The following is a 25,042-nucleotide window of genomic DNA, read 5'->3' on the forward strand; positions in this document are numbered from 1 at the left end:
CATACATCCAATCAGGCACAAAATGCGCCGTCGACCATCAGCGCCGAGCCGCTGACGTAGCTACTTGCATTCGATGCCAGGAACAACACGGCCTGCGCTACCTCTTCGGGCCTTCCGTGCCTTCCGATCGGGATCTGCTCGTCGAAAAATTGCCCGGCCTCGCGCCCGAGCAACTGGCTCATGCTCCGCTCCGCGGTTCGCATGAACTCGTTGTCGATCGGCCCCGGGTTCACGGCATTGACGCGGATTTTCCGAGGCGCGACTTCCCTGGCGACACACCGCATCAGCCCCATCAGGCCGTGCTTGGCGGCAACGTAGGAGCAATTGCCCGGGACTCCCTTCACGCCGACGATGCTCGACGTCAAAATGATGCTCCCGCCGTCGTTCATCTGCGGGATGGTGTATTTGCACGCCAGAAAGCCGCCTTTGATATGGGTCGCGATGATCGAATCGAAGAGCTCTTCCGGGTATTCCGTGGTCGGCATCAAAGGCCCATCGTTGCCGGCGTTGCTGAAGAGCACGTCGATCTTGCCGAAGCGATCGACCGTTCGGGCAACATAGTTTCGAACCTGCTCGGCTTTCGTGACATCCGCGACCGCATAGTCAACCGGATAGCCGGAGAGATCGGCAACCACCTGTTTCAGCTGCGGTTCCTTGAAGTCCACGATCATGACTTTCGCGCCCTCGGCAAGGAGCGCACGTACGCTAGCCAGACCAATGCTACCGGCCCCACCCGTCACGATGCAAACTTTGTCTTTCATAGCCCCCATGACACTCTCCTTTTCGTTCACTAATCGTTGGCCGGTTGAGGCACGATTCTCCGCACGCTCAACCACTCGAGACCAAACCTCTGCTTCACAGCCGGCCAGAGCCCCCTTGGCGCGAAGAGGATTGTGGCAACCGCGACCGTTCCCATTGCGATCAGGTACCAACTGCCGGGAAGGGCGAACGCGACTGTAAATATCTCGCGCAAACCATAGTAGACCACGGCGCCGAAGATCGGCCCCTCCAGGGTTCCGATGCCCCCGACAATCACGATGAAGATCATCGCGACCGCCCAATTCATATCGAAGGCGGTGGTCGTCGTGACGAACATGGCCGCTGTAAAGCTCAGGCCTCCGGCGAGACCGCATACCGCGGCAGCCGCAACATAGGCGATGAACCGATTGCGCCAGACATTGACGCCAATGCTGCTCGCGGCCAGTTCATCATCGCGAACGCTCATCAAGCCGAGGCCAAGCGGCGATTTCATTGCCAGATAACAACCAGCGAATGAAGCGGCGACAATCCCGCCTGCCAACCAGAAATTGACCCGCTCAAACGTGTCGAAATCGACCAGCCGAGCGGTGACGAGCGTCATCCCCGTCACGTGGCCGAGGCCCGGCGCGATGAAGACCAGCATCGCGACGATTTCGGCGAGCACCCAGGTGCTGATCGAGAAATAGGCGTCGCGCAATCTCAGGAGAAAGACGGCAGTCGCCGCGGCAAAGGCTGCACACAGCACAGGCGCGGCGGACAGCACCCAATATGCCGGCACCTCCAGCGTGTTCGACAGGTAGATCACCGTATAGGCGCCGAGGCCTACGTAGCATTGCATGCCCATCGAAACGAGCCCCGCGTACCCCGCGAGCAAATTCCAGAGCTGCGCCATCGCAAGCATCAGAAATGCTTCGAACATCAGCGCCATGACGCCTTCACCAAAAAGCCATGGCCCGGCGGCCACCAGCACCAGAAACAATACGAGGGTGAGAAGCGGCGGAGAGATACGCATTACGACCGGGTTCCGAAAATGCCGTTCGGCCGCACCGCGAGGAAGACGAAGAACAGCAGATTTGCGTAGAGAAAGCCCGAGTTTGGATTAAGCCGGAGACCAACGAGCTGTGCGATGCCAAGCGCGATACCGCCGAGCATGGCGCCCCAGAACGACCCCAGTCCGCCCAGCACGACGACCTCAAATGAGATCAACAGCCGCTCCACGCCGGAGAACGGCGTAAAGGTCGTCCGCATGGCAAGCAGCACGCCCGCGACACCGGCGAGCGCGAAGGACAGGCCCATGACCGTATTGTACACGACCGTCGGCTTGATCCCCATCAGCCGGGCGACTTCAGCATTGTCCGCGGTCGCGCGCACGACGCGGCCAAGTTCGGTATGTCGCAACAGGAACTGCAGGAGAATGAAAAGGAAGATGGCGATGCCCAGCGTGGTCAGCGGCAGGACGCCGATGTGGAATCCAAACAGGTCGAAACTTGCCTGGGGAAAGTCGCCCTGCTGGATCGCACGGGGGCTTACGCCGAACAATTCCGCCATCAGATTGCGAACGATGACCGAAAGACCGAATGTGAGGAGCAACGGTGCCAGCGGATCGGCAAGCCGCATTGCGCGATCGATCAATACCGCCTGAAGGAGGTAGCCGAGCCCAAAGGAGAGCGCCATGACGGGCAAAAGCAGAAGCAATGGATGGATGCCCGGCGCGATCGTCGTCACCCAGAGGCCAATGAACGCGCTCAGTGCGATGAATTCGCCATGCAGAAGATTGACGATCCGCGTAACCCCGAACACCAGGGCGAGCCCGACACCGAACAGGCCGTAAAGTCCGCCAAGCAGCGCGCCGTTAATGACGGTTTCAACCCAGACCACTGACGAGTTCCTTTTCCTTGGGTCCCGACCGCCCCATTCCGAAATACGCGCGCGACAGCGCATCGTGATCCAGCTCTGACGATCTGGCGCACAGGGAAATCCTGCCTTCGAGCAGGCAATAGATCCGGTCAGTGGCCGACGCCGCGCGCTTGACATCCTGCTCGACGATGACGATCGACGTACCCTGTGAGCGGATGGACGCGAACGATGCGTAGATCTGGTCGATGGCCACAGGTGCGAGGCCTAGTGAAATCTCGTCGCAAAGCAGAAGCTTCGGATTGGCCATGAGCGCGCGGCCGATCGCCGCGAGCCCTTGCTGGCCCCCAGACAGGGTATCCGGCATCTGCGCTCGCCGCTCGGACAGCAGCGGAAACAGCTCGTAGACCCGAGACAAGTTCCAGTAACCCGGCCGACGGTTGAATGCGCCGATCTTCAAGTTCTCCTCGACATTGAGCGAGGGAAACAGTTTGCGCCCCTCGGGAGCAAGCGCAACCCCGATCCGCGCGATCTGCTCCGCAGGAGCGCGCGACAGATCTCGTCCGTCCAGCGCGATCGTCCCTCGCTTCTCGTCGATCAGACCGGCGAGGCATTTGAGAAATGTGGTCTTGCCCGCGCCATTCGCACCGACCAACGCGATACTTTCTCCCGCGGCGATCTCGATGTTCAGGCCGAAGAGAGCCTGAAAATCGCCGTAGAAGGCTTCCAGGCCGGAAACGCTAAGCAACGTCATCGGCCGGAATCCCCATGTAGATCTCGCGTACCACCGTGCTGGCCATGACCTCGGCGGGAGGCCCCTCGAGAATCTTGCGGCCGAAATGCAGAACGGCGATCCGATCGGCCACGACCTGCAATGTGTTCGGGATGTGCTCAATCCAGATGATCGCGTGGTTGGCCCTCAATGCGACCACGAGATCCACCAGCGCGCTTACCTCATGCTCCGCGAGACCTCCCGCAATCTCGTCCAGCAGGAGAAGCTTTGCCCGCGAGGCGATCGCCTTTGCGAGCTCCAGACGTTTGCGGTCGAGCAGACGCAGACCGCCTGCCGGAAGATTCGCCTGGGCGAGCAACCCGGTCGTCGCAAGGACTTGGCGCGACCATTGCTCGGCATCCTGCCCGGCAAGGTTGGCGGCATAGCACGAAGCTGTCAGCACGTTCTCGTAGACTGACAGATGCTCGAACGGTCGCGGAATCTGGAAAGCCCGCACGATTCCCGAGCGCGCACGACTGTAGGGCCGTGCCGGCCGCAGCTCGCGGCCGGCAAGGCGGATCTGACCGGCGTCCGGCGTGATGACGCCGGTCAGCATGTTGAATAACGAACTCTTGCCCGCGCCGTTTGGCCCGATCAGCCCAAGGCACTCGCGCTCACCAAGCGACAATGCGATGTCGTCGGCAACGACAACTGCGCCGTAACGTTTTGACAGGCCGCTGATTTCGAGAAGCGCGTTCATCGGAGCAAGCGACGGAGATTCCTTGTCGATCTTCCCAGCTAGGCGAGTTGGGAAAGCAGTTTCAGCTCTGCGTCGGGCTTCACCCCTGACGTACCGCTATTCACGATCAGGAGCTCGAACGGATGTTTACCCGACTTTGCCTTGCGCCATTGGCCGCCAACCAGCGGCTGCACTGCGACGTTCTTGATCGGCGAATCCTTGAAGTTGAGTGGACCGACGATCGTGTCGATCTTGAGGGTCGCGATGGCCTCGCGGAGGGAGTTCTTGTCCTTCGGATCGGCAGCGTTCTTGATGGCGGCGAAGCCGACCTCCCAGAGCGAATGGGAGATGCCGAGCGGCTGGGTCCATTGCTTGCCGGCCGACGCCTCGTATTCGTCGGCCAATTGCTGCGCGGTCTGCCCGGTCAGCGAGGAATTGTAGCCGAGGTGCGGATTCCAGAGGACCTCTGTCGACATTCCGTCACCGCGATCGCCGAGCGCCTGAACCCCGCTGGGAAACAGAAACGGACCCGCAACCGTAATCACCTCGGGCCTGAAGCCGGCTTGCGCGGCCTGATTCATGAAGGTGACGAAATGGCTCGGATAGGTCGTGCCCGTGACGATGCCCGCATTCGCGTTCTTCATCGTCGCGATCTGGTTCGTGAAATCGTCGTTGCTGAGCTGGAAATACCCGGCTGGGGCTTCGGTATAACCGGTCTTCTTCAATACTGCAGGCAAGCCGCGCGCCGGGTCGGAGAATCCCCGACCCGCCGGCGTATCCATGTAGAGACTGCCGACGATTTTGTTCGTCTTCACCGTGTTCCACATGTTGGCGTAGAGATTGAAGACGTCGCCTGCGCCGATGCAGTAGTGGAACGTGAACGGAAAGCCCTTGTCGGGCGCACCATGACGGCCGAAGAACCAGGCCTCCCACGGCGACAGGGTCGAGATCAGCGGCACCCCGCGCGCGTCCGCGAGCTCGTCCGCCGCGCCTGCGATGTTCTCGCCGTCATTGGTCAGAACGAGATCGCACTTCTCGCGGAGGATAAGCTCGTTCGCCACGGTGTTGGTGCGATTGGCATCCGACTGATTGTCTTTCATGACGAGATCGACGGCATAGGTCTTGCCCCCGACATTGAGGCCGTTCTTGATCGTCGCCTTCACGCGCTCCAGCACCCAGGGATCGGTGGCCCCGAAGTCGGCGCGCGGGCCAGACATGCAGGAGATGTAGCCGATCTTGATGGTGCGGGTATCGGCACGCGCGACGTTGGCCAGTGGGACGCCACCAGCAACGGCAAGCGCCGCGACGCTGCCGGCCTTGAGCATGTCACGGCGCGTCGGTCCCGACCCTCTGGTCTCCTGAGAATTCTTGCTGGTCATCCTCCCCTCCCTGGATTGAGGAAATCGCTGTTCGTTTCTCACCCATGCCTCTCGTGCGTGAAACGCCGAGTTTTTTTGAACGTGATCATAAATGATCGCGTTCATATTTATTGTCAAGCGTGAATCCGGCGGCTTCGCGATGAGTTGCGTTGATGGATGCGGACCCGGCGAACAAGCGGCTGGTTAAAGGCTCCGCCGGCGCGAACCCGCGGCCTAAATGAAAAAAGCGGCGTTGCGCCGCCGCCCGACCCTAGCGCAATGAGCTCGATGCGCTGCGTAGGGGTCCGAAAAAATGCGGCGTCAGGTAGAAGGCCCCGGTTGGAAAAGCCAAAGCCTCGAGTCCATTTTTACAGGACTCGAGGCTTCTCGCACGATGCGCCCTGAGCAACAGGACGGACGAAGGATGGGCACCTCCTTCGGCTACTTGTGGTACAATGGAGACTTCGGTGCAGCAGGCTGATCGGGCGCCCAGAGACGGAAGCTCAGGTTCGCGAACACCGAGAAGCCTTTCGTGATCGTCGCAGTATCCACTCCCGCAGCCGGAGTACCTCCGGACGCGTTCGCGGAAAACTCGTTGAGGGCCCAAACGTTCAACGCGACGGGCCCGAAGTCGTAGCCGACCAGTGCTCCCGCGGCCCATATATTGTATCTGTTGACGTTGATGGCGTTGCCATAGAAGGCGCTGGATTTGTCGTCGCTGACCTGGCCGACGTAATAGCCGACCGGACCCACCGTCCATTTCCCGATGGTCTTGGTCGCCGTGAAATCGGCATGGAAGACGTTGCCGCTCTGGTACTGAGTGATCGTGTTTTTCGTATTGAATTCCTCATAGAAGTTGGCGGTCAGATTCCAGCCATCCTTCAAGTAGGAGACAATAAACTCGGGCTGGAATGTCCACCAGGGATTGCCGATGTTGCCCAGTCCGTTGGCGCCGGTGATCGTGCCATCCGGTGCGTAGATGCCAAGGCCAGTCTTGATGAAGAAGCCGCTGTCGCCAAGCTTCCAGCTCAATTCAGCCGGCACGACATAGGTGTTGTGAACTCCGGCCATCTGGACGTTCACGGGATTGCCGACGCTGGCCATGATGAACGGCTGAACGACGACTGCAGTGTAAGTCGCGCCCAGAAACGTCCAGCCGGGAACGAACAAGAGACCGTTTGCCTCGGCCGCGACCTGCACGCCGGTCTTCGTACCAGTGGGATTCAGCAGCGCATTGCCTGGCCCGGTGAGATTGGTCTGATAGGTCAGCGCCTGGTTGAAACTATAGATGCCCGGGGGTGGATCGCCTGCACTGGCACCGATGGTGATGCCGGGCTTTTGGGCCCAACCGGGAGAGCCAAATTCGTATGCGAGCGCCGGCGTTGCCATCGCTGAGGCGGCAGCCGTGAAAGCAATCAAGGTACGCACCGTTCTCATGTTTTCCCCCTGGTGGTTGACGCCTGTTGAGGCGCTTTCATCCCGCGCGATCCGTCGTTTCTTGTCTCGACTGCGCCCCTCCCTAGACACCCCATCGGAGAAAACGCATCTTTTTTGAACATGATCGATTTTGATTTTGATCATAAATGACTGCGTTCAATATTTTGTCAATAGCGAAGTTGCGCGCTCTTGGAAGACCGGCGGCGCTTTCCCGAAGCCTCCGGCAGAGCGAGTTGCCGATCTGCTCAGCCGAACGGAGGCGGATCGGTAACGATCCGCGGGCGCCAACTGCGAGCATCGCATCTTCGCGGTGCGTTACCGAAGCTGTCACGCGCGTGCTGCGCGACTCCGAACATCGATAAATGTCCAGCATCAATGGAATGCAAAACTGGCCTTGGACGCAGCGCAGTTCGGAGAGCTATCTTCCTATCGAAGATCGGCGTTCCAAGCCGACAGACAGAAATAACGGTACGGCTTCGGCGAAGATGGCCGGAAGCGAGTGACCCCGACCGCAAGGCGCTCCAGCTGCTTTCGGCGAGTCGCTTCTACAACAAAGTCAATGGTGGGGAGACATCTGGTGGGCGGCTTCAGGCGCATATTCGTCTATACGCTGTTGTTCTTTCTGTTGGTCATAAACTATATCGACAGAGTCACGATCTCAGTGGCCGGAAGTTCAATCGCGTCAGAGTTCAAGCTGACTCCGATTGAGTTGGGATATCTCTACTCGTCGTTTCTCTGGATCTACGTCTTTTGCCTGCTTCCGGCAGGAGCCGCGACGGACCGTCTTGGAACAAGACGTATCGTGGCGATTGCCGTCGGCTGCTGGTCCGTGTTTCAGATGCTGGCCGGATTCACGACCAATTTCGTGACCCTCGTTATCACCCGCCTCGGGTTGGGCACGTTCGAGTCTCCGACCAACGCAGCGGCGAATCGGGTCATTCGCGAGTGGGCTCCCGACAAGGAGCGCGGTCTGGCGACAGCCGCCTACATTACGGGATCCTTCGCCGGCCCCGCCTTCGGCGCCCCTGTTGTGGCGTGGCTTGTCGTGGATTTCGGTTGGCGCACGGCCTTCATCGTCACCGGCAGCTTCGGATTGGTCTGGCTCACGATCTGGCTATTCTTCTTTCAAACTCCCGAAAAGGCGCGATGGCTGGGCGACGCCGAGCGCAGGAAGATCCTGGACGAGCGCCGCATCCCCCCACAATCGGCGGCGGATTCCGCCGGCCTTGGCTACCGGCAACTCGCGATGTCGCCGGCCATGTGGGGCGTGGCCGCGACCGCAGCCTGTATGACCTACACTCAATACATGCTGCTGGCCTGGCTCCCGGGCTATCTACAGACGGCACGCGGCCTCAGCGTTCTCAAGAGCGGATTCTATACTGCCATCCCCTACGCTACCGCCGTCGTCGCATGCCTTGTCCTGAGCTCGTTGGTGGATCGGCTCTTGACCGAGCAAGGCCGCAAGGCAGGCAATCGCCGCTACGCCGTCGCAGTGGCCATGCTGCTGACTGCCACCATATTGCTGGCGCCCTACACGGACTCGATCAACGTGGTCATTGCGCTCATGGCGATTTCGCTGACATTCAGCGCCTGCGCAGTGTCCTGGAACTACGCCCTCACCAACGATCTCTTGCAATCCTACGCCGACGCAGGCCGCGCGTTCGCTTTCCTTACGCTCGGCGGCAATTCATTCGGCATGCTCGCACCGATCGTCACCGGCTATCTGGTCAACGATCTCGGCAGCTTCAACATCGCATTCGCGGTCGCCGGCGTGCTGTCACTCCTCGGAGCCGCGCTCGTGCTGATCGTGACGCGGGGAACAATTGGCGATCGCCGAACCCCGATGGTCGGAGCTCAATCCTGCAACACCATATAGGGCGGCGCCTGCCAATCCTTTCCGACATTGCGCAGCATGGGCTCGACCGCCGTATAGGACGAGCGCAGATGAGCTTCGAGTGCGTGAGCAGCACCTGCGATATTGCCAGCTGCGAGCGCCTCCAGGACGACCAGATGCTCGTCAAGCGCCCGCTGCCGCGACGACATGCCCTTCACATGGCTCAAGGAAATATTCGTCGCGATCAGTGGCAGCTGACTGCGCCTGATCGCCTCCGCCATGGGCCGGCTGGCGCATTGCAAGACAATGTCGATGTGCAGGTCCCGCTCCAGCCTGTTAAGACGCTCGACGGTTAGGGATTTCGGACGCTCGCGAAACAGACGCGCCCGCTCCACCCTTTCGGTAACGATGGCCTTGTCGACGCGGGTTGCCGCACTCCGCAACGCCTGGGGCTCGAGAATCCATCGCATCTCATAGTGAGCCTTGAGATCCTCCGCGGTCATCCGGCCTGCATACCAGCGCGAGGATTCCTGACGCACAAGTCCAAGACGTTCGAGCCGCACCAACGTTTCGTGCGCCAGCGTCCGGCTGACCCCGTAGTATTCGGCCAAGCGGCTGGCGTTGATCGCGAAGCGGCCGAACAACAGGCAGGCAGCGATCTCCTCCTCCAGCTTGGGGTAGAATTTGGAGCGCCAGCTTCGCTGACTGACTCGCTCCTCATAGTGTTTCGGCAGGATCAGATCGGCGCCCGTGATTTCACGGCGGAAAGGCGGCTCGTTCAAACCGATCGCATAGCCGCGCCCCTCCGCCGCTCGCACCATCTCCTCGCTTTCCAACGCGTCCAGTGCCGATGCAACGGTTGTCCGGCTGAGCGACAAAGCGCGCGCAAGGGGAGCTACCTCGAGAATCATTCCTGGCGGAAGCTTCCCGATGACGATGTTGTGCTTGAGCGTCTCATAGGCGAGCCTGGACAAGTTCATCAATTACGCTCCGGCCATGCCGGTCCCTCATCCACTTTCCCGCGCGCAATCTATCACATCGGCCGCGCCCTCATTTGTAAATGCGGGTCGCGACCGCGTTCTTGCGGATATAGCCCCAATCATAGGCGACGCCCAGTCCCGGCCCTTCGGGCACGGCCACGCAGCCATCCTTGCCCACGCAATCGAGCTGGTCAGTGTAACCACAAGTGTAAACCGGCGCCACCATGTTCGGCATGTTCGGGCCAACCAAGGCCAGCTCGTAATAGTTCGAGTTGCGCATTGCCGACATCACGTGACGCATTGCAGGTCCGCAGGCATGAACCTCGCAGTCGAGGCCGAACGATTCCGCCAGATGCGCCGTCTTCATGGCGCCGGTGATTCCGAAATCATACTCGGGATCGACGCGGAGGTAGTCGGTGCCGCCGGCAACGATGATGTCTGCTTTCGGCTCGAGGCCACGGATATATTCCGTGATCAGGATAGGCGTCTTGATCAGCTCGCGCAGCTTCTTGTGCACGAAGGCCGAGCGCCCCGAATCGCGCATCGGGTCCTCGTACCAGAAGAAATCGGCCTCGTCGCATGCTTTGCCGACATAGAGCGCATCCGAAAATTTGCGCAGCTGGCAGCCCGCATCCAGCATGAGCACCATGCGATCGCCGACCTTTTTGGCGCAATGGAGCACATTTTCGGCCTCGCGCCGTGCATCGCCCTCATTCCACCCATGGATCTTGTAGGCGCGGAAACCGCGCTCGTAGCACTCCTCGGCAAACGCGACATAGGCTTCCTTTGAGTCCAAGCCGCCGTCGTCATCGCCCAGATAAGTCGAGGCATACACCGGCAAACGTTTGCGATAGCCGCCGAGGAGCTCGCTGACCGAGGCGCCGTACTTCTTGCCGGCAAGATCCCAAAGCGCGATATCGAGCGGTCCATAACCGAGACCCGACCATTGTCGCATCTCGCGTTTGCAATCGTCATGTATCTCCTCGCGGTGCATCGGGTCGCGCCCGACCAGGAACGGCGCGAGCATGTCCATTTCGCCGCGCGTGCCCGGGCTTGCACCCCAATTGGTGACATATTCGCCGCGCTCGCCGGCATCGGTCTCGATGGCAATGGCATTCTTGGTGACCGTGACCGAGCCGCCCTTCTTGAACCCGATACGATGCCCTGAGCCGATCCGGTAAAGGTTCGGCGCCTCAAAGGTGAAGTCTACGATTTCTATGGATTTGATCTTGCTCATGGCCGTCCAGATGGGGTTGATCGAGCGGAAAGCTCGGTGGAACAAAGAGAGCGACCGTTGGTCGCCCAGCGAACTAGTGAAGAAGCTGTCCGAGAAAATTTCGGACGCGCGGATGGGCGGATGCCTCGAAGAACTCGGCAGGCGCGCCTTCGAAGACAACCGTGCCCTGATCCATGAACACGACCTTGTCGGCGACCTGGCGTGCAAAGCCCATCTCGTGGGTGACGCACAGCATGGTCATGCCCTCCTCAGCGAGCGAGACCATCGTATCGAGCACCTCTTTGACCATCTCGGGATCGAGAGCCGAAGTCGGCTCGTCGAACAGCATGATCCGAGGCTGCATGCACAAGGCTCGCGCGATCGCGACGCGCTGCTGCTGGCCGCCTGAGAGCTGACCCGGAAACTTCCGGGCCTGTTCGGGGATGCGAACCTTTTCGAGGAAGGTCATGGCGAGGTCCGCGGCTTCCTTCTTCGGCACCTTTTTGGCGTGCACCGGAGCGAGCATGCAGTTCTCGATGACGCTGAGATGCGGAAACAGGTTGAACTGCTGGAAGACCATTCCGACATGCCGGCGGACCACCTCAACACCTCGAAGCCCCGGCTCCAGACGCACACCGTCCACGGTGAGCGAGCCGCCCTGGAAATCCTCAAGCCCATTGACGCACCGAATGAAAGTCGACTTTCCTGAACCCGACGGTCCGCAGATCACGACCCGCGCGCCTTGATCGACCGAGACCGAGACCTGGCGCAAGGCGTGGTGAGAGGCGTACCACTTGTCCACGGCTTCCGCTCGCACAGCCGTGCTGGCCTGCTCTTGTTCAATCGCCGCCATATTATTTTCTCTTCGTTAGAAGGCAGAAAGCGCGGGCAGCGGCACGCCGACATATTTTTCGTGCAGCTTTGCAAGCTCGCCACTCAGACGCTCCGCGTAGACAAAAGTGTTGATCCACTGAAGCAGGTCGAAAGAGCCCTTGCGCACGCCCATGCCGAAATGAGATTCGCTCAACGCGAACTTCATCTCGAAATTCTGCGAGCCCTGGGTCTTGGCGATGTTTGCCGGGATCAGCCAATTTTCGGCGATTGCATCGACCTGGCCGGACACCAGCGCCTGGATGCAGGCCGAGGGGTCGTCAAGACGCACAAGCTGCGCCTCCTTGGGCGCGACAGCCGTGATCATCGGCTCGGCGGCGCCGCCGCGAATGACCCCGACCTTGAGACCCTTGAGATCATCCGGGCCCGCAATCTTCTTGTCCTTGGACGCAAGAACGCCGAACTTCACTCCGCCATAGGGAATGGTGTACATGACCTGCAGCGCCCGCTGCGGGGTGACCGCCAAGGTGGCGAGAAGAATGTCGGCCTTGTTGGTAATCAGGAACGGAATTCGGTTCGGTGTCGTCACCGGCACGATCTCGAGCTGGACGCCGAGGGCCGTTGCCATACGCTTGGCGAGCTGAACCTCGTAGCCGTCCGGCTCCATCTTCTCGTTGACCGTACCGAAGGGCGCGTTCGTCGTATCGATCGCGACCAGAACCTTACCGCGCTTGACGATCTCGTCGACGGTCTGGGCCTTTGCCATCGGCGCAGAGACAAGCGCCGCAGCGAGGCCGACTACTGCAAGCGCTGTGAAGCGCCCAAACTGCTTGAATATGGTCATGCGATAATCCTCCCTTTGTCGTCTTTGGGCTTTCTCAAGCCGATCCGCCCTGCAGCGTCGGCTCGAGTGTTTTGAGATCGGCGGCTTTGGGATGAAATCCCCGCGCCAGGCGGGACTCGAGATATCTGCTGAGCAGCGACAGCGGCCAGCACAGCATGAAATAGATCGCCATGACCGCGGCGTAGACGAGGAGCGGCTTCAACGTCACATTGCTGACGACCTGCCCGGCGCGGATCAGCTCGGCAAAGCCGACAATGGCGGCAAGCGACGTGCTCTTCACCACCTGCACAAGGAAGCCGACCGAAGGCGCAAGCGCGATGCGCAGAGCCTGAGGCATGATGACGAGCCGCAGCCGCTGCGGATATGACAGCGACAGCGCAATCGCCGCCTCGCTCTGCCCTCGCGGAACCGCCTCGACGCAGCCGCGCCAGATATCGGCCAGGAACGCGCTCGTGTAGAAGGTCAGCGCCAGGCTGACCGCAGTCCACGCATCCAGCGGAAAGCCGGCAAAGCTCAGTCCGAAATAGAACAGAAAGAGCTGCATCAAGAGCGGCGTGCCCTGGAACAGCCGGATATAGCCAGCGGCGAGCAGCCGCAGTACGCGGCTTGCCGGCTGAACCCGCACGAAGGTGATCAGCAGACCGCCCAGGCCACCGAAAACGAAAGCGATCAGGGAAAGAGCGATTGTCCAGCGCGCCGCCAGCAACAGATAGACGATGTGATGCCAGGCAAATTGCTGCATCGCGCTATCTCGTCGCCTGGAGGAACGGAAACGCCTTGCGACCGAGCAAATCGAGCGCACCTTGCAACAGCATCGCGCTCACGAAATACAGCACGGTGACCGCGATATAGACCTCGAACGACCGGAAGCTGCTGGACTGCAACGATGCGGCAACCGAGCTCAGATCGTCTGCGGAGATGCTTGAGATCACGGCACTGCCGAGCAGAACCAGAATGCACTGACTGGCAAGCGCCGGATAGATCGTGGCGAGCGCCGGCTTGAGAATGATGAGCCGATAGATCTGTGCGCGTGTGAGAGCGAGCGCAGTCCCCGCCTCGATCTGCCCCTTTGAAATGCTTTGGACGCCGGCCCGGATGATCTCCACCGCATAGGCGGCGAAATTGAAGGTCAGCGCGACGACCGCCCCGACATCCGCGCTCATTTTTACGCCGAGCGCAGGGAGGCCGAAGAAGACGAAGAACAGTTGCGCCAGCAGCGGCGTGTTGCGAACGATCTCGACATAGATCGTCCAGAGCATGCGCACAAAGACCGATCCGTAGGTCACCTGATAGGCGCCGATCGCGGCAATCATCGTTCCCAGCGCGACCGAAACCAGCGTGATCCGAACGGAGAGCCAGGCCCCATGCAACAGAAGAGGCCAGTTCCCGAAGATGACGCCGAAATCGAGCGAATTCTGCAAGGCCGGTCATCCGTTGGCGCGTTAAAGGTTCCGGACACACAGAAGACGTCGGGCGCAAACGCCACGCAGCCACACCATTGCTGTCGCGAAACCCGGGGCGACGTGCGCCCCTTCTCCCTGTGCATCTCGGAGGCGCTCAATCCACCCGGCGCCACCTTTCCTTGAAGCCTGATTAGCGCATATGCACTTTGAATGCAATATGCACTTTCCCGTTTCGGAAACTCAAAACCCGTGGAGCGCTCCACCATCGACCACGAGAATATGACCCGTGACATAAGCGGCGGCATCGGAAGCAAGATAGGTCATGGCCCAAGCGATGTCGGAATCCGTGCCGAAATGCTGCATGGCGATGCGCCCATCGATCTTCGCCTTGCGCACGGGATCGTTCGCCAGCGCACCGCGCGACAGAGGCGTGTCCACCCAACCCGGTGCAACGCCGTTGACGCGCACCTTCTCGGGCGCAAGCTCGGTCGCCATCGCACGTACAAGGCCGATATGGGCGGATTTCGCCGCCGAGTAGCCGATGACCAGGGGAATTCCCAGGAACGAACACATCGACGCTGTGAAGAGAATCGAGCCCCGCCCGGACTGCGTCACCTGCGGCAAAAACGCCCGGGACAACGCGTAGGCACCGGTGACATGCACGTTGAGCACCGATTGAAACTCTGCCGGCGTCATCTGCTTGATTGGCTTCTTGATCGTGAAGCCGGCATTGTTCACCACGATCGAAACGGGGCCGACGCGCTCCTCCACGGAGGCCGCAAACGATTCCGCTTCGTCGGTCCGCGTGACATCGAAAACAGCCGACTGCGTACCACCGCCAAGTTCCTCGGCTGCGGCTTTGAGCTTGCCCTCGTTTGTTCCGTTGATCGTGACCTTGGCGCCCGCAGCAAGAAAGCAGCGCGCAATCGCAAGTCCAAGACCGCTGCCACCGCCCGTGATCAGCGCATGATGCCCTGCTAGTCCGAACACGGACAAAGCTTGCGGAACAGTTGCCTCAGCCACGGCCAGGACCTTTCACGTCGACCAGGATCTTGAGCGCGCTCCCCGGCTCCATGCTCCAGCGCCGCATGGCTGTGTCGGCCTCGCCAAACGGAACGACCTGCGAGACGATTGCGTCACCGATCTTGGGATTCCGGCGCATAAACGCGATCACATCGTGGAAATCCGCCATCTGGGAGCCGCGCGATCCACGGATCTCGATCTCCTTCATCACGAAATACTTGGTCTCGTAGGCGACAGCGCTCTTGGCGTAGCCGACATAGACGACCCTTCCGCAGGAGGCAGCGAGCGTCACCGCCTGCTGGAAGGTGATTTCGCTGCCGACGGCTTCGATGACCACTTCCGGTCCGTCATCGCCTGTGATCGCCGCAATTGCCGCCACGACATCGCCGGCCGACGCATCGACCACATGCTGAATGCCAAGACTGCGCGCTGTTGCGAGCTTTGCCGCGCTGAGATCCACGCCGATCACACGCGCGCCGCGATCAAGCGCCCCAAGCGCGGCGCCAATTCCGATCATCCCGCAGCCCAGCACCACCACCGTCTCGCCTGACTTGACTTCGGCGCGGCGCACCGCATGAAACCCAACCGCAAGCGGCTCGATGAGGGCAAGATCCCGCGGCTTCATACCTTCTACGGGAATGACCTTCCCATGAGGTACGCAGATCAGTTCGGTCAGCGCCCCTTCCCGCTGCACGCCGAGGGTTTGGTTGTGCTTGCAGGCATTGGGACGGCTCATGCGGCAGGAATTGCAACGGCCGCAATTGAAGTAGGGCAGCACCGTCACGGCCTGACCGACCTCGAACTGAGATGGCACGTCGGCGCCGAGGCCGGCAATCACGCCGGAGATTTCATGACCGGGAACGCGCGGATAGCTCATCAGCGGATTGGCTCCGCGATAGCTGTTCAGATCCGTGCCGCAATAGCCGATGAACGATATGCGGATGGCAATCTCGCCGCATTCCGGCGAGGGCTCGGCGATATCGACGAACGAGAGCTCGCCGGGTCTCACCATTGAAACTGCCTTCATCGGCCTGTTCCTCCCAAAGTTCGTTCAGGGCGACCGCAAAGTCGCCCGTAAGTGCACTTTGCATGCACATTTCATTTTCGTCATACGCCATCGTCATGACTAATGGCAAGGCGCAATTTTCAGGACCTGGCGGATCGCCGGCCCTCGCCGCGGCTGACCAACACCGCCCTCAACTGCCCGAGCGGCCATGCATCTCCGGAAAATAGAGATCCTTCCAGTCCGCAGGCTTTCTCTGGATAATTCCGGTGTCGTACATGAAATCGATCATCGCGACCGTGTTCGTCGGCGTGGTCGTGAATATCGCGCCCGGCTGGCTGAGGATCGCCACGACCTCATCAACCGTGAGCTTGTCCTTCGAAACGCCGAGATAGAGTTCCGCGGCTTCATGCTTGTTCGCGTTGATGAAGGAATTCGCTTCGTCCAGGGCCGCGATCAGAGCCTGAATGACCTTGGGATCGCTGTCGTGAACACGCTTTGTCGTGAAGATCAGGTTGTTGGTCGATGGGCCGGAGAACAGCTCATTGGAATCGAAGACTTTGTGGATGCCGTTTGCCTTGAGCTCGATCTCGGCATAAGGCGAGCTCGAGAAATGGCTGTTGACCTCGTGGTGCGGATTGAGCAGCGCTTGCACGGCTTCAGGATGGGGAAGCTGTACCGTCTGCTGATCGAGCTTGTTGCGTCCTTCCTTGCCGTAGATCTTGTCCAGGCCCATCGCGAGCATCACGGCCTGGTTGGACACTTTCACGGTCGGAACGGCGATGCGGTCGCCGGCCGAGAAATCTTTCAGGGACTTAACGTTGGGGTTGCGCGTCAGAAGCGCCAGCGGCAAGCCCGACGCCGCAGCAACCGCCTTGACGTCTCCGCGCGTTCGATTCCAGATGATCGCGAAGTTCGATATGCCGGCCAGGACGAAGTCGACATTGCCGGAAATCAGCGCATCGAGCGTGGCGCCGCCATTCGCGAAGGTCAGCCACTGTGCTGACAGATCGGAGGCACCGAGCGCGGCCGCATGCTTCTCGAACAGCTTCTTCTGCTCCATCACGATGAGCGGAAGGTTGTTCATCTGAAGCTGCTTGGCGAAACGGACGTCCTTGGCCCTGACGGTCCCGGCGCTCAAAGTCACAGCCAAGAAGGCCACGCAGGCAGCGGCGATGCACCTCTTCATCAATATCCTCCCCTTGCTGGCCCCTGTTGGCGGTGCCAGGCGTTCTTGTTTCTTGTCGAGGCGACCGCGCTTCAGACGCCCGGCCGGGTCACGCGCGGAGAATCATTTATGATCGGCAATTGCGCGCTGTAGCCGACGAAGCAAATCATCGAGCTCCGCATGATGATGCGCGGAAAGCTTCGGCCCCGGGGTACGCATGGTCGCATGCCGGATCGCACCTCTGCGGCGCATCACTTCCTTGCGCGCGGCAACGCCCCAAAATCCTTGCGCCTCATAGTTGAGTAGAGGCAGATGGCGATCGAACAGATCCTGAGCCGCATCGCGCTCGCCACGCGTGAACAGACGCCACACGCCTGAAAGCATCTCCGGGTGCGAGAAGCCCGCCATCGGACCGTCGATCCCACGGCCAAGCTCATAGGGAAGATACAACCCGTTATTGCCGGTCAGAATAGCAACACGGCGCTTCTGTCCGGCGCGGAGCTGAGTGATCTTCTCCAGACTCGGGAGATCCTCCTCCTTCACGACCTGGATTTGCGAAAAGCTCTCGATCAGCCGCAGCATCGATGGAACCGACATCCATACGCCGGTCGAGAACGGAAAATCCTGCAGCACGGTCGGCACATTTCCGATCCGCTCGAACACGGCGGAGAAATAGGAAAACAACTCCTCTTCCGTCCTCAGGCCCGGCGGGGGCGCGATCATCACCCCCGAAGCGCCCGCATCCATGGCACGGGCGCAGAGCTCGCTGAGGTGCACGAGATTCGGGCTGCTCACGCCAACGATCACAGGCTTGGATGACGCGCGCGCGATGAAGCGAGAGCTGACGGCAACGGCTTCTTCCTGTGTGAGCTTTCCGCCCTCACCGCTGACGCCAAGCACGACGAAACCGTCCGCGCCATGCCCGAGATAGAAATCGGTGAGACTGTCGATGCTTGCAAGATCAATCGCACCGCGATCGTCGAACGGCGTCTGAGCGATGATGAAGCTGCCCTTGATGTTGCTGAGCATCGGCGTTTCTCCCACCATCGAGATCGGCTTAGCGATCTCTGATATCGAACACGTGCTTTTGCTTGGTGTGCGATTTGATGAAGTCCCAGTCATAGCGCACGCCGAGGCCGGGACCGGTGGGTACCGGCACCGTGCCATCCTCATCAATGCAATCGATCTGGTCGGAGTAACCGCAGGAGTAGACGGGCGGGACCGTATTCGGACAATCCGGCCCGACCAGGGCGACCTCGTAGAAATTGGAATTGCGAATAGCGCCCATCACGTGACGATGCGCCGGGCCGCAGGCATGAATTTCCGCATCGAGCCCGAAAGCCTCCGCAAGATGCGCCGTCTTGATCGCACCGGTGATGCCCATGTCGTATTCCGGATCAAGGCGAACGAAGTCAGTGCCGCCGGCCACCAGAAAATCGGCCTTTGGCTCCAGACTGCGAATGTGCTCGCCGATCAGCAAAGGCGTCTTCAGCATGCTGCGCAGCTTGTTGTGGGCAAAGGCGGATTTGGACGCCCGAAATGGGTCTTCGAACCAAAAATAGCCGCCCTCATCGCAGGCACGACCGACATGAAGTGCATCGGCGAAGCTGAGCAGATCGGATGCGCCATCATACATCAGCGCCATCTTACCGCCGACTGCGCGAGCGGCTCCCAGGATCGCGCCGGCTTCCGCAATCGGATCGCCATCGAACCAGCCATGAAGCTTGTAGCCGCGATAGCCCATGTCATAGCAGTGCTGCGCAAAATCGCCATACGCCTGGGGACTGTCGAGGCCACCGTTGCGGTCGCCATGGAAAGTGCTGGCATAGGCCTTCAGTCGGTTACGGTAACTTCCCAGCAACTTCGAGATCGACGCATTCAGTTGCTTGCCCGCCAAGTCCCAGAGCGCGATGTCGAGTGGGCCATGCCCCATGTGATCGTGATGACAGAGGCGACGGTTGAACTCGTCGTAGATTGCCTCGCGCTGATCGGGATCGCGGCCAAGAAGATCCGGCGCGAGCATGACGGTCTGCGTCAGTGCGGGCCGTGTGGCCCCCCAGCACACGACGTATTCGCCGCGAGCGCCATCATCCGTCTCGATGGTCACCGCGTATTTGGTCAGTTTGAGAGAGCCACCTTTCAGGTAGGCCACGTGGTTGTGCGTGTGCGCCGCCTTGGTGGCGACCGCACCGAGGTTTTTGACCTCATATTCGAACTCGTGCACCTCAACGCGCGAAATCAGCGACATGACGCCCTCACTGGCCAAGACAATCTAGAGAGACCGCACGAATGGGACTGGGGCGTCCATTTGTCGCGTCGCAAGGTGAAGAGTCGGTCAGCTTCATGGAGGCGACTTTCGTTGTTTGGCATTGATCGGCGCAGACGACCACGAACGCTAGACGACTCCCTGCATGAACGTCCAAGGCCGTTTTCTCATTACATTAATGCACATGACGCATTAATTGCGCGAACGCGCCGCGACAGCACGGCCAAATATCGCTATCCTTCACTTCCCACCGATGCAGGAGCGACATGAATGCTGGAGTTGGCCCACATCAGATCATTCATTGCCGTAGCTTCTGAGCTGCATTTCGGTCGCGCCTCCATTCGTCTGAACCTGACTCAGCCGGCTCTCAGCCGGCAAATTCAGTCACTCGAACAAATCTTGAAGGTCGAACTCTTTGTTCGAACCAGCCGGTCGGTACGTTTGACGTCGGCTGGACACGGCTTTCTGCGCGAGGCTCACCGGCTGCTGGAGCAGGCCGAGACAGCGGTTCGTGTCGCCCGCCGGTCCGAACGAACGGAAAATGGCGCAGTGGTCATTGGATTGATCGGCGCGGCCACATACGATGTTCTGCCGAAGTTGATACGCGAGGCACGCGCTGCCTTCCCCGCGCTCGAGCTATCCTTCACCGAGATGTTGACATCCGAGCAGATCGACGCACTGGCTCGCCGCCGGATTGACCTCGGCTTGGGGAGGTTGCCATCCGGTGCGCGCGGACTGTGCACGGCAGTGATCGCCAAGGAGCGGCTCGTGCTGGCTATTCCGACCGATCACTCTCTTGCGCGCGTCGCGCGGATCACCCTGCAGGATCTTACCCGGCACTCTTATATCGGCTACGAGCCCAACCCCACGACGGTGCTCTACGAATTGCTGGAGCAGGTTTTTCGCGATTCTCAATGCAGCCCGCAAGTGGTCCAGCGCAGCAAGCAGACGCAGACCGTCCTTTCCCTCGTCAGCGCGGGAATCGGCGTTGCGCTCGTTCCAGAAACGGCTCGGCGTGCATCCTTCGACAACGTCACGTTCCGCAAGGTGGTGGGTCTGAACGGCCGCGCACTGGAAATGCACGCGATATGGAGACCGGACAACGACAATCCAGCCCTGCCCAGCTTTCGGACCCTGCTTTTGTCGGTCCTTGGATGAGCATTGACCGGCCGGCGCGTCTCCCATGGCGCTTGATCGCGGCCAATCGGGCGCCGGTCCGCAATCGATGGATCATCTCCCCGGAACAAGGGCCGTTGTCAGCGTACTGGCAACCCTAACGTCGAACTTTGTGACCGCGCGGCTTCCGTGGCGACTTGCATGGTATTGGCGCCGACCACGCTGAGGCTGACCGCGGCGTGATCCGCGTCTGCATCGATCCCAATGCAGGCCAGGCCCGCTCATACTGCTTAAAATGACAAGTTCGCCGTGACCGATCGGAACGAACCTGACAAGGCGCGTTTATCGATCATGGCCCGCAATCGGTTTGAACTGGTGAACGACAGGACTGTTTCTGACCAGGGCGGTCGGCTGTTCGAAAACGACGCCTTACTCGGCGGATCGCGGACACACTTGCCGGGGGCGACTCCCTCCGATGCCTAACACCTCGATCTCGGCGCTTTCTGCCGAAACCGGATTCTCCGGTTCACCGCAGACCCGTGTCGGGCAGGCTCCCGATCCTTCTGCGATGCTTCTCGCGCTCGGGATCGTCTATGGAGACCTGGGTACCAGCCCTCTCTATACGTTGCAGGCGATCCGGAACATCATGGGCCAGGGTTTCTCTGCCGACGCGGCGCTTGGCTCGTTATCGCTGATCTTCTGGGCGTTGATTCTCACCATCTCGATCAAATACGGAGTCCTCGTCATGCGCGCCGACAATCACGGCGAGGGCGGAATTCTGGCGCTGATGGCGATAACGGGGTCGCGCGGCTCGCGCCGTGGTCGCGCCTTGGTCGTCGTCGGGCTCTTTGGTGCCGCGCTCATCTATGGGGATGGCATCATCACGCCGGCAATCTCGGTTTTGAGCGCCGTCGAGGGCCTGAACGTGGCGACGTCGATCTTCAAGCCGTACACGATGCCGGTTGCTGTCGCGATCCTCGTCGGATTGTTCGCACTCCAGAGCCGCGGCACTGCAAACGTCGGCCGGGCCTTCGGCCCGATCATGCTCGTGTGGTTCATCACGATGGGACTGCTTGGACTTCTTGGTATCATCCATCATGTCGGTGTATTGGCCGCGCTCAATCCGAGTTATGGCATCAAGCTTCTATTCGGTCACGGCCTGATCGGCTTCATGCTGCTTGGTGGTGTCTTCCTTGCCTTGACTGGTGGTGAGGCTCTGTACGCCGACATGGGGCACGTCGGACGTGCTCCCATCAGATTGGCATGGTACGGCATAGTACTTCCGGCCTTGGTTTTGAACTACGCCGGCCAAGTCGGCAATTTCATTGATACGCCGAACGGCGACGGCAACCCATTTTTCCTGCTCGCGCCTGCCTGGGCCATCTATCCCTTGGTGGCTCTTGCAACCCTGGCGACCATCATCGCGAGCCAGGCCATCATCACCGGTTCGTTCTCGATGACCAGGCAGGCCATGCAGCTCGGCTGGTTTCCAGGCGTCCGGATTTTCCAGACCTCTGCCGATCAATACGGCCAGATCTACGCGCCTTTCGTGAATTGGACGATGATGATCTTTACCGTCGCTCTTACAATTGTATTCGGCAGTTCGGATCGGCTCGCTGGTGCTTACGGGACCGCCGTCTCCACGACCATGGTGCTCACAACCGTTCTCTTGTTCGAGGTGATGAGAACTCGTTGGCACTGGAGCCTTTGGCAATCGGCCGGAGTTGCCGGCAGCCTGGCGCTGGTCGATTTGGCATTCTTCGGAGCCAACCTGCTGAAGGTCATGGAGGGCGGATGGATTCCGCTGGTGTTCGGCGCGCTGGTGTTTACGATGATGATCACGTGGCACCACGGCATAGCCGCGCTGCATCGTCGAAACACCGCGCGATCCGAACTCATCGAAGACTTTCTCGATCGACTTGCGAAGGAAAACATCGCACGCGTCTCCGGGACCGGTATATTCCTGACGCGCCTGGGGACGGGCATGCCCCCGATGATCGTCAGCTACGTGAAGCAGACCCAATCGCTCCCTCAGACTGTGATTGCACTTACCGTCGGTTTTGAAGCCGTGCCGCGCACAAGTACGCATGATCGCATAAGGTGCGAAAAGCTTGGCGAGGGCGTGTGGCACATGACGGTTCACTTCGGCTTCGTCGAGATTCCCGATCTCCCGTCTGTACTTGCACAGGCCAAACGCGAGGGGCTGCCCGCCTGGGAACGGCCCACGTACTATGTCGAACGATACGATCCGGTAAACCGCCCAGGCAATTCGCTGCTGTCGCGCTGGCGAACGAGCCTCTTTGCCTTCATGGTTCGCAATTCCGCCCATGCCGTGGATCGCTTCCGGATGCCCACCAACGCGCTGGTCGAGGTCGGCCACAGAATAGAATTGTGACCACGCAGGGGCGAACACGACGAATATGACGCCGGCGCGATGGGCTCAGCGCGCCCATGGAGGAAGCGCTTCGTTGCCCCTTGCGCTTGCTACCGCAACCAAGATGTCAGCCAGGGCTTTCGGTTGGGAAATGAACGGCGAATGTCCGCTGTCAATATCGTAAACCTTGGTCGGCTTGCCAAATGCGAATGCATCTGCCTCGCGAATAAATCGGTTTTGCAATGCTATCGGCAGGGCATTGTCTCGTAACGTTCGAATATAGCTGCGCGGCACGCTTCCCCATTTTTCGAGCGTTCGATGTGTCAGCGCCGCAAAAGGCTCGATCGGATCATCGGGCGTGAGCAGATTAGCGGCGGACCGGAAGGTAGGCAGGTCGACATCGTTGTAGAGAGCAAACTGGAGTGCCGCGACGTATTTGGGGTCGGCGCTGCGCATGTCCATCCTCACGCATCCGATTTTGGCGGGGTCGCCCAGCAGTAACGGACCAAACGCTGACGCGGAATTTTCCGGAGCACTGAGGTAGCTCAATGCCGAGGTGCCGTCGCTCGGCATGAATGCTGCCAAATACACGACATGGTGGATCTGCTTTGCGTGCTGCTCGACGACCGCGGTCGTCGTCACCCCGCCCATGCTGTGCCCGACGATAATAATAGGCCCCCATCCCGCCTTGGTCGCGAAGTTTATGCCATCACCGACGGCCTCGACATATTGATCGAGGGTAACTCCAGCGAGCGGAGAGACTTCCGTCGAAAACTTTGAGATATCAATCGGCCGTTGAAAATAACTGTTGGGGAATCGAGCGCTCAGTCCATGCCCCGGCAAATCGGGCGCAATAACAGCGTGCCCTGCAGCGGCGAGGAGTGACGCGAGGCGCTCCCAGTGGCCGGTCGAGTGCCAGGCACCGTGGACGAGGATAAAGGTCTTTCTCTTCATTGTCTGCATATTCATCTCAGTCGATCCAACGGAGGACGACGAGACGATCATGGGCGCGACAACGCCGGCGGCAAGAAGATTTCTACGATCAAACAAAACGCCCTCCTGTTCGGGGTCCCGCCGACAGGCTGGTGTCGGCGCAATTTGGCTCTCGGCTGCGGCGATTTCCGTTGCCAGCTGCTGCATCCATCCCGCGATACGGTAGTCCTTGGCGCGCGCGGAAAAAGGGTTTTGCGGACAATTCAGTTTTCGTGAAACATGAAGAATTGGCGCCGCCGCCTCCATGCGGCGGCTTTCGCGCAGGATGTCCAAACCCCTGACGGCAGCTATTCGCAAGCTGCAGGGCATCAACGATAGCGTCGACACGATCGCCGCCGATTCCGACGCAGCTTGCGTCGCCTTCTGAAGACGGCAACGGCAGCAACACCACACGACATTCGTGTTGCCGGAGCGTACGCGCGCGTTGATGACGGCGCGGTTCGCCGGCGATTGCTGGAGATCGGTGCGACGAGGCGCGCCTGGACGCTGGACAACTAGGCGGAGCCAGCCCCGATCCGCATGTCACTTGCTGGTGGTCCGTTGGGATACAGCGCCCGCAGGGCAACGTCGACTGTTCGCTCCAGATCAGCCAACTTGGCAATTCGGCCCGTGACCCGCAATCCCTGCCCGAAGCTGTAGAGGAACAGCGCAGCGTCCGCCGGTTCGATCTCCGCCGTGATCTCACCGCTCGCTTGCCCGCGCTCGACTGCGGCATGCAGAAGATCGGTGATCTGCTTCATGCCGGCGCGAATCTCCGCCGTCAGCTCCTTGTCGCCGCGCCTCAACTCGATCGTGGTGTTGGTGACAAGGCAGCCGCGCGGGCCGGATGCGGTTGCGGAAACGTAGGAATAGTGCAGCAGCGCATCACGTAGCCCCGCATAGGTGGTGTTTGCGTGCTGCAATCTGTTGCGGAAACGTTTTCCCGCCTCATCTATGTAGGCCTTCAACGCGGTGGTGAACAACTGATGCTTGTCACCATATGTCGCATACAGGCTGTTGCGATGAACTCCGGTTGCCTCGACGATATCGGCGATCGAGGTCGCATGATAGCCGTTGTCCCAGAACGTTCTGGTTACGGCAGCGAGCACTGTCGCTTCATCGAATTGCCGGGGTCGTCCGATTGTCAAGGTCT

At 60.2% G+C, this 25,042-nt stretch carries 23 protein-coding genes; 3 read left to right on the forward strand and 20 right to left on the reverse strand.

Going from position 1 to position 25,042, the window contains the following annotated elements:
• Positions 1-11: 11 nt before the first annotated feature.
• From ACV1FX_RS29215 to ACV1FX_RS29245, 7 genes are all read right to left on the reverse strand, one after another.
• Positions 12-791 (reverse strand): SDR family NAD(P)-dependent oxidoreductase, encoded by a 780-nt coding sequence (locus ACV1FX_RS29215; protein WP_473121023.1) that lies wholly within the window; start codon positions 789-791, stop codon positions 12-14.
• A complete protein-coding gene (locus tag ACV1FX_RS29220; RefSeq protein WP_473121024.1) occupies positions 791-1,771 on the reverse strand; it encodes a branched-chain amino acid ABC transporter permease in 981 nt (326 codons plus the stop codon). The genes ACV1FX_RS29215 and ACV1FX_RS29220 overlap by 1 nt, the downstream gene beginning before the upstream one ends.
• Positions 1,771-2,637 (reverse strand): branched-chain amino acid ABC transporter permease, encoded by an 867-nt coding sequence (locus ACV1FX_RS29225; protein ID WP_473121025.1) that lies wholly within the window; start codon positions 2,635-2,637, stop codon positions 1,771-1,773. Before ACV1FX_RS29225 ends, ACV1FX_RS29220 begins: the two co-directional genes overlap by 1 nt.
• On the reverse strand, positions 2,624-3,367 hold the full coding sequence (locus ACV1FX_RS29230; RefSeq protein WP_473121026.1) for an ABC transporter ATP-binding protein: 744 nt from the start codon (positions 3,365-3,367) through the stop codon (positions 2,624-2,626). The genes ACV1FX_RS29225 and ACV1FX_RS29230 overlap by 14 nt, the downstream gene beginning before the upstream one ends.
• On the reverse strand, positions 3,354-4,085 hold the full coding sequence (locus tag ACV1FX_RS29235) for an ABC transporter ATP-binding protein (RefSeq protein ID WP_473121027.1): 732 nt from the start codon (positions 4,083-4,085) through the stop codon (positions 3,354-3,356). Before ACV1FX_RS29235 ends, ACV1FX_RS29230 begins: the two co-directional genes overlap by 14 nt.
• Before the next feature lie 38 nt (positions 4,086-4,123).
• Positions 4,124-5,443: an ABC transporter substrate-binding protein gene (locus ACV1FX_RS29240; RefSeq protein WP_473121028.1), complete on the reverse strand. Its 1,320-nt coding sequence runs from the start codon at positions 5,441-5,443 to the stop codon at positions 4,124-4,126.
• A gap of 420 nt (positions 5,444-5,863) precedes the next feature.
• The gene (locus ACV1FX_RS29245; RefSeq protein WP_473121029.1) at positions 5,864-7,003 is read right to left on the reverse strand and encodes a SphA family protein; all 1,140 of its coding nucleotides are present in this window, start codon (positions 7,001-7,003) and stop codon (positions 5,864-5,866) included.
• 415 nt (positions 7,004-7,418) lie between these two features.
• Here ACV1FX_RS29245 and ACV1FX_RS29250 point away from each other — a divergent pair, with 415 nt between their 5' ends.
• Entirely contained in the window at positions 7,419-8,735 is a 1,317-nt protein-coding gene (locus ACV1FX_RS29250) for an MFS transporter (protein WP_473121030.1), read from the forward strand.
• Here ACV1FX_RS29250 and ACV1FX_RS29255 read toward each other — a convergent pair.
• The 11 genes from ACV1FX_RS29255 to ACV1FX_RS29305 form a co-directional block, all read right to left on the reverse strand.
• Entirely contained in the window at positions 8,714-9,673 is a 960-nt protein-coding gene (locus tag ACV1FX_RS29255; RefSeq protein ID WP_473121031.1) for a GntR family transcriptional regulator, read from the reverse strand. The genes ACV1FX_RS29250 and ACV1FX_RS29255 overlap by 22 nt on opposite strands.
• 70 nt (positions 9,674-9,743) lie before the next feature.
• Entirely contained in the window at positions 9,744-10,910 is a 1,167-nt protein-coding gene (locus ACV1FX_RS29260; protein WP_473121032.1) for an enolase C-terminal domain-like protein, read from the reverse strand.
• 73 nt (positions 10,911-10,983) lie between these two features.
• A complete protein-coding gene (locus ACV1FX_RS29265; protein ID WP_473121033.1) occupies positions 10,984-11,742 on the reverse strand; it encodes an amino acid ABC transporter ATP-binding protein in 759 nt (252 codons plus the stop codon).
• Positions 11,743-11,757: 15 nt separating this feature from the next.
• Positions 11,758-12,564 (reverse strand): transporter substrate-binding domain-containing protein, encoded by an 807-nt coding sequence (locus ACV1FX_RS29270; RefSeq protein ID WP_473121034.1) that lies wholly within the window; start codon positions 12,562-12,564, stop codon positions 11,758-11,760.
• A gap of 34 nt (positions 12,565-12,598) precedes the next feature.
• A complete protein-coding gene (locus tag ACV1FX_RS29275) occupies positions 12,599-13,306 on the reverse strand; it encodes an amino acid ABC transporter permease (protein WP_473121035.1) in 708 nt (235 codons plus the stop codon).
• A gap of 4 nt (positions 13,307-13,310) precedes the next feature.
• Positions 13,311-13,985, reverse strand: a complete 675-nt coding sequence (locus ACV1FX_RS29280) for an amino acid ABC transporter permease (RefSeq protein ID WP_473121036.1) — start codon at positions 13,983-13,985, stop codon at positions 13,311-13,313.
• 222 nt (positions 13,986-14,207) lie between these two features.
• Positions 14,208-14,990, reverse strand: coding sequence for an SDR family NAD(P)-dependent oxidoreductase (locus ACV1FX_RS29285; RefSeq protein WP_473121037.1), 783 nt, complete (start codon positions 14,988-14,990; stop codon positions 14,208-14,210).
• Positions 14,983-16,017 carry a zinc-binding alcohol dehydrogenase family protein gene (locus tag ACV1FX_RS29290; RefSeq protein WP_473121038.1) on the reverse strand — a complete coding sequence of 345 codons (1,035 nt, stop codon included), beginning with the start codon at positions 16,015-16,017 and terminating at the stop codon, positions 14,983-14,985. The genes ACV1FX_RS29285 and ACV1FX_RS29290 overlap by 8 nt, the downstream gene beginning before the upstream one ends.
• A 169-nt stretch (positions 16,018-16,186) precedes the next feature.
• Positions 16,187-17,182 (reverse strand): ABC transporter substrate-binding protein, encoded by a 996-nt coding sequence (locus ACV1FX_RS29295; RefSeq protein ID WP_473121039.1) that lies wholly within the window; start codon positions 17,180-17,182, stop codon positions 16,187-16,189.
• A gap of 102 nt (positions 17,183-17,284) precedes the next feature.
• Positions 17,285-18,190 carry a dihydrodipicolinate synthase family protein gene (locus ACV1FX_RS29300; protein WP_473121040.1) on the reverse strand — a complete coding sequence of 302 codons (906 nt, stop codon included), beginning with the start codon at positions 18,188-18,190 and terminating at the stop codon, positions 17,285-17,287.
• A gap of 28 nt (positions 18,191-18,218) precedes the next feature.
• The gene (locus ACV1FX_RS29305) at positions 18,219-19,409 is read right to left on the reverse strand and encodes an enolase C-terminal domain-like protein (protein ID WP_473121041.1); all 1,191 of its coding nucleotides are present in this window, start codon (positions 19,407-19,409) and stop codon (positions 18,219-18,221) included.
• 288 nt (positions 19,410-19,697) lie between these two features.
• Here ACV1FX_RS29305 and ACV1FX_RS29310 point away from each other — a divergent pair, with 288 nt between their 5' ends.
• Entirely contained in the window at positions 19,698-20,585 is an 888-nt protein-coding gene (locus ACV1FX_RS29310) for a LysR substrate-binding domain-containing protein (protein ID WP_473121042.1), read from the forward strand.
• 526 nt (positions 20,586-21,111) lie between these two features.
• On the forward strand, positions 21,112-22,938 hold the full coding sequence (locus ACV1FX_RS29315; RefSeq protein ID WP_473121043.1) for a potassium transporter Kup: 1,827 nt from the start codon (positions 21,112-21,114) through the stop codon (positions 22,936-22,938).
• Between the two features lie 45 nt (positions 22,939-22,983).
• On the opposite strand, the gene ACV1FX_RS29320 is transcribed toward ACV1FX_RS29315, so the two are convergent.
• Positions 22,984-24,183: an alpha/beta hydrolase gene (locus ACV1FX_RS29320; protein ID WP_473121044.1), complete on the reverse strand. Its 1,200-nt coding sequence runs from the start codon at positions 24,181-24,183 to the stop codon at positions 22,984-22,986.
• A gap of 221 nt (positions 24,184-24,404) precedes the next feature.
• Positions 24,405-25,037: a TetR/AcrR family transcriptional regulator gene (locus ACV1FX_RS29325; protein ID WP_473121045.1), complete on the reverse strand. Its 633-nt coding sequence runs from the start codon at positions 25,035-25,037 to the stop codon at positions 24,405-24,407.
• Between the last annotated feature and the right edge of the window lie 5 nt (positions 25,038-25,042).

Source organism: Bradyrhizobium ingae, from assembly GCF_055791185.1.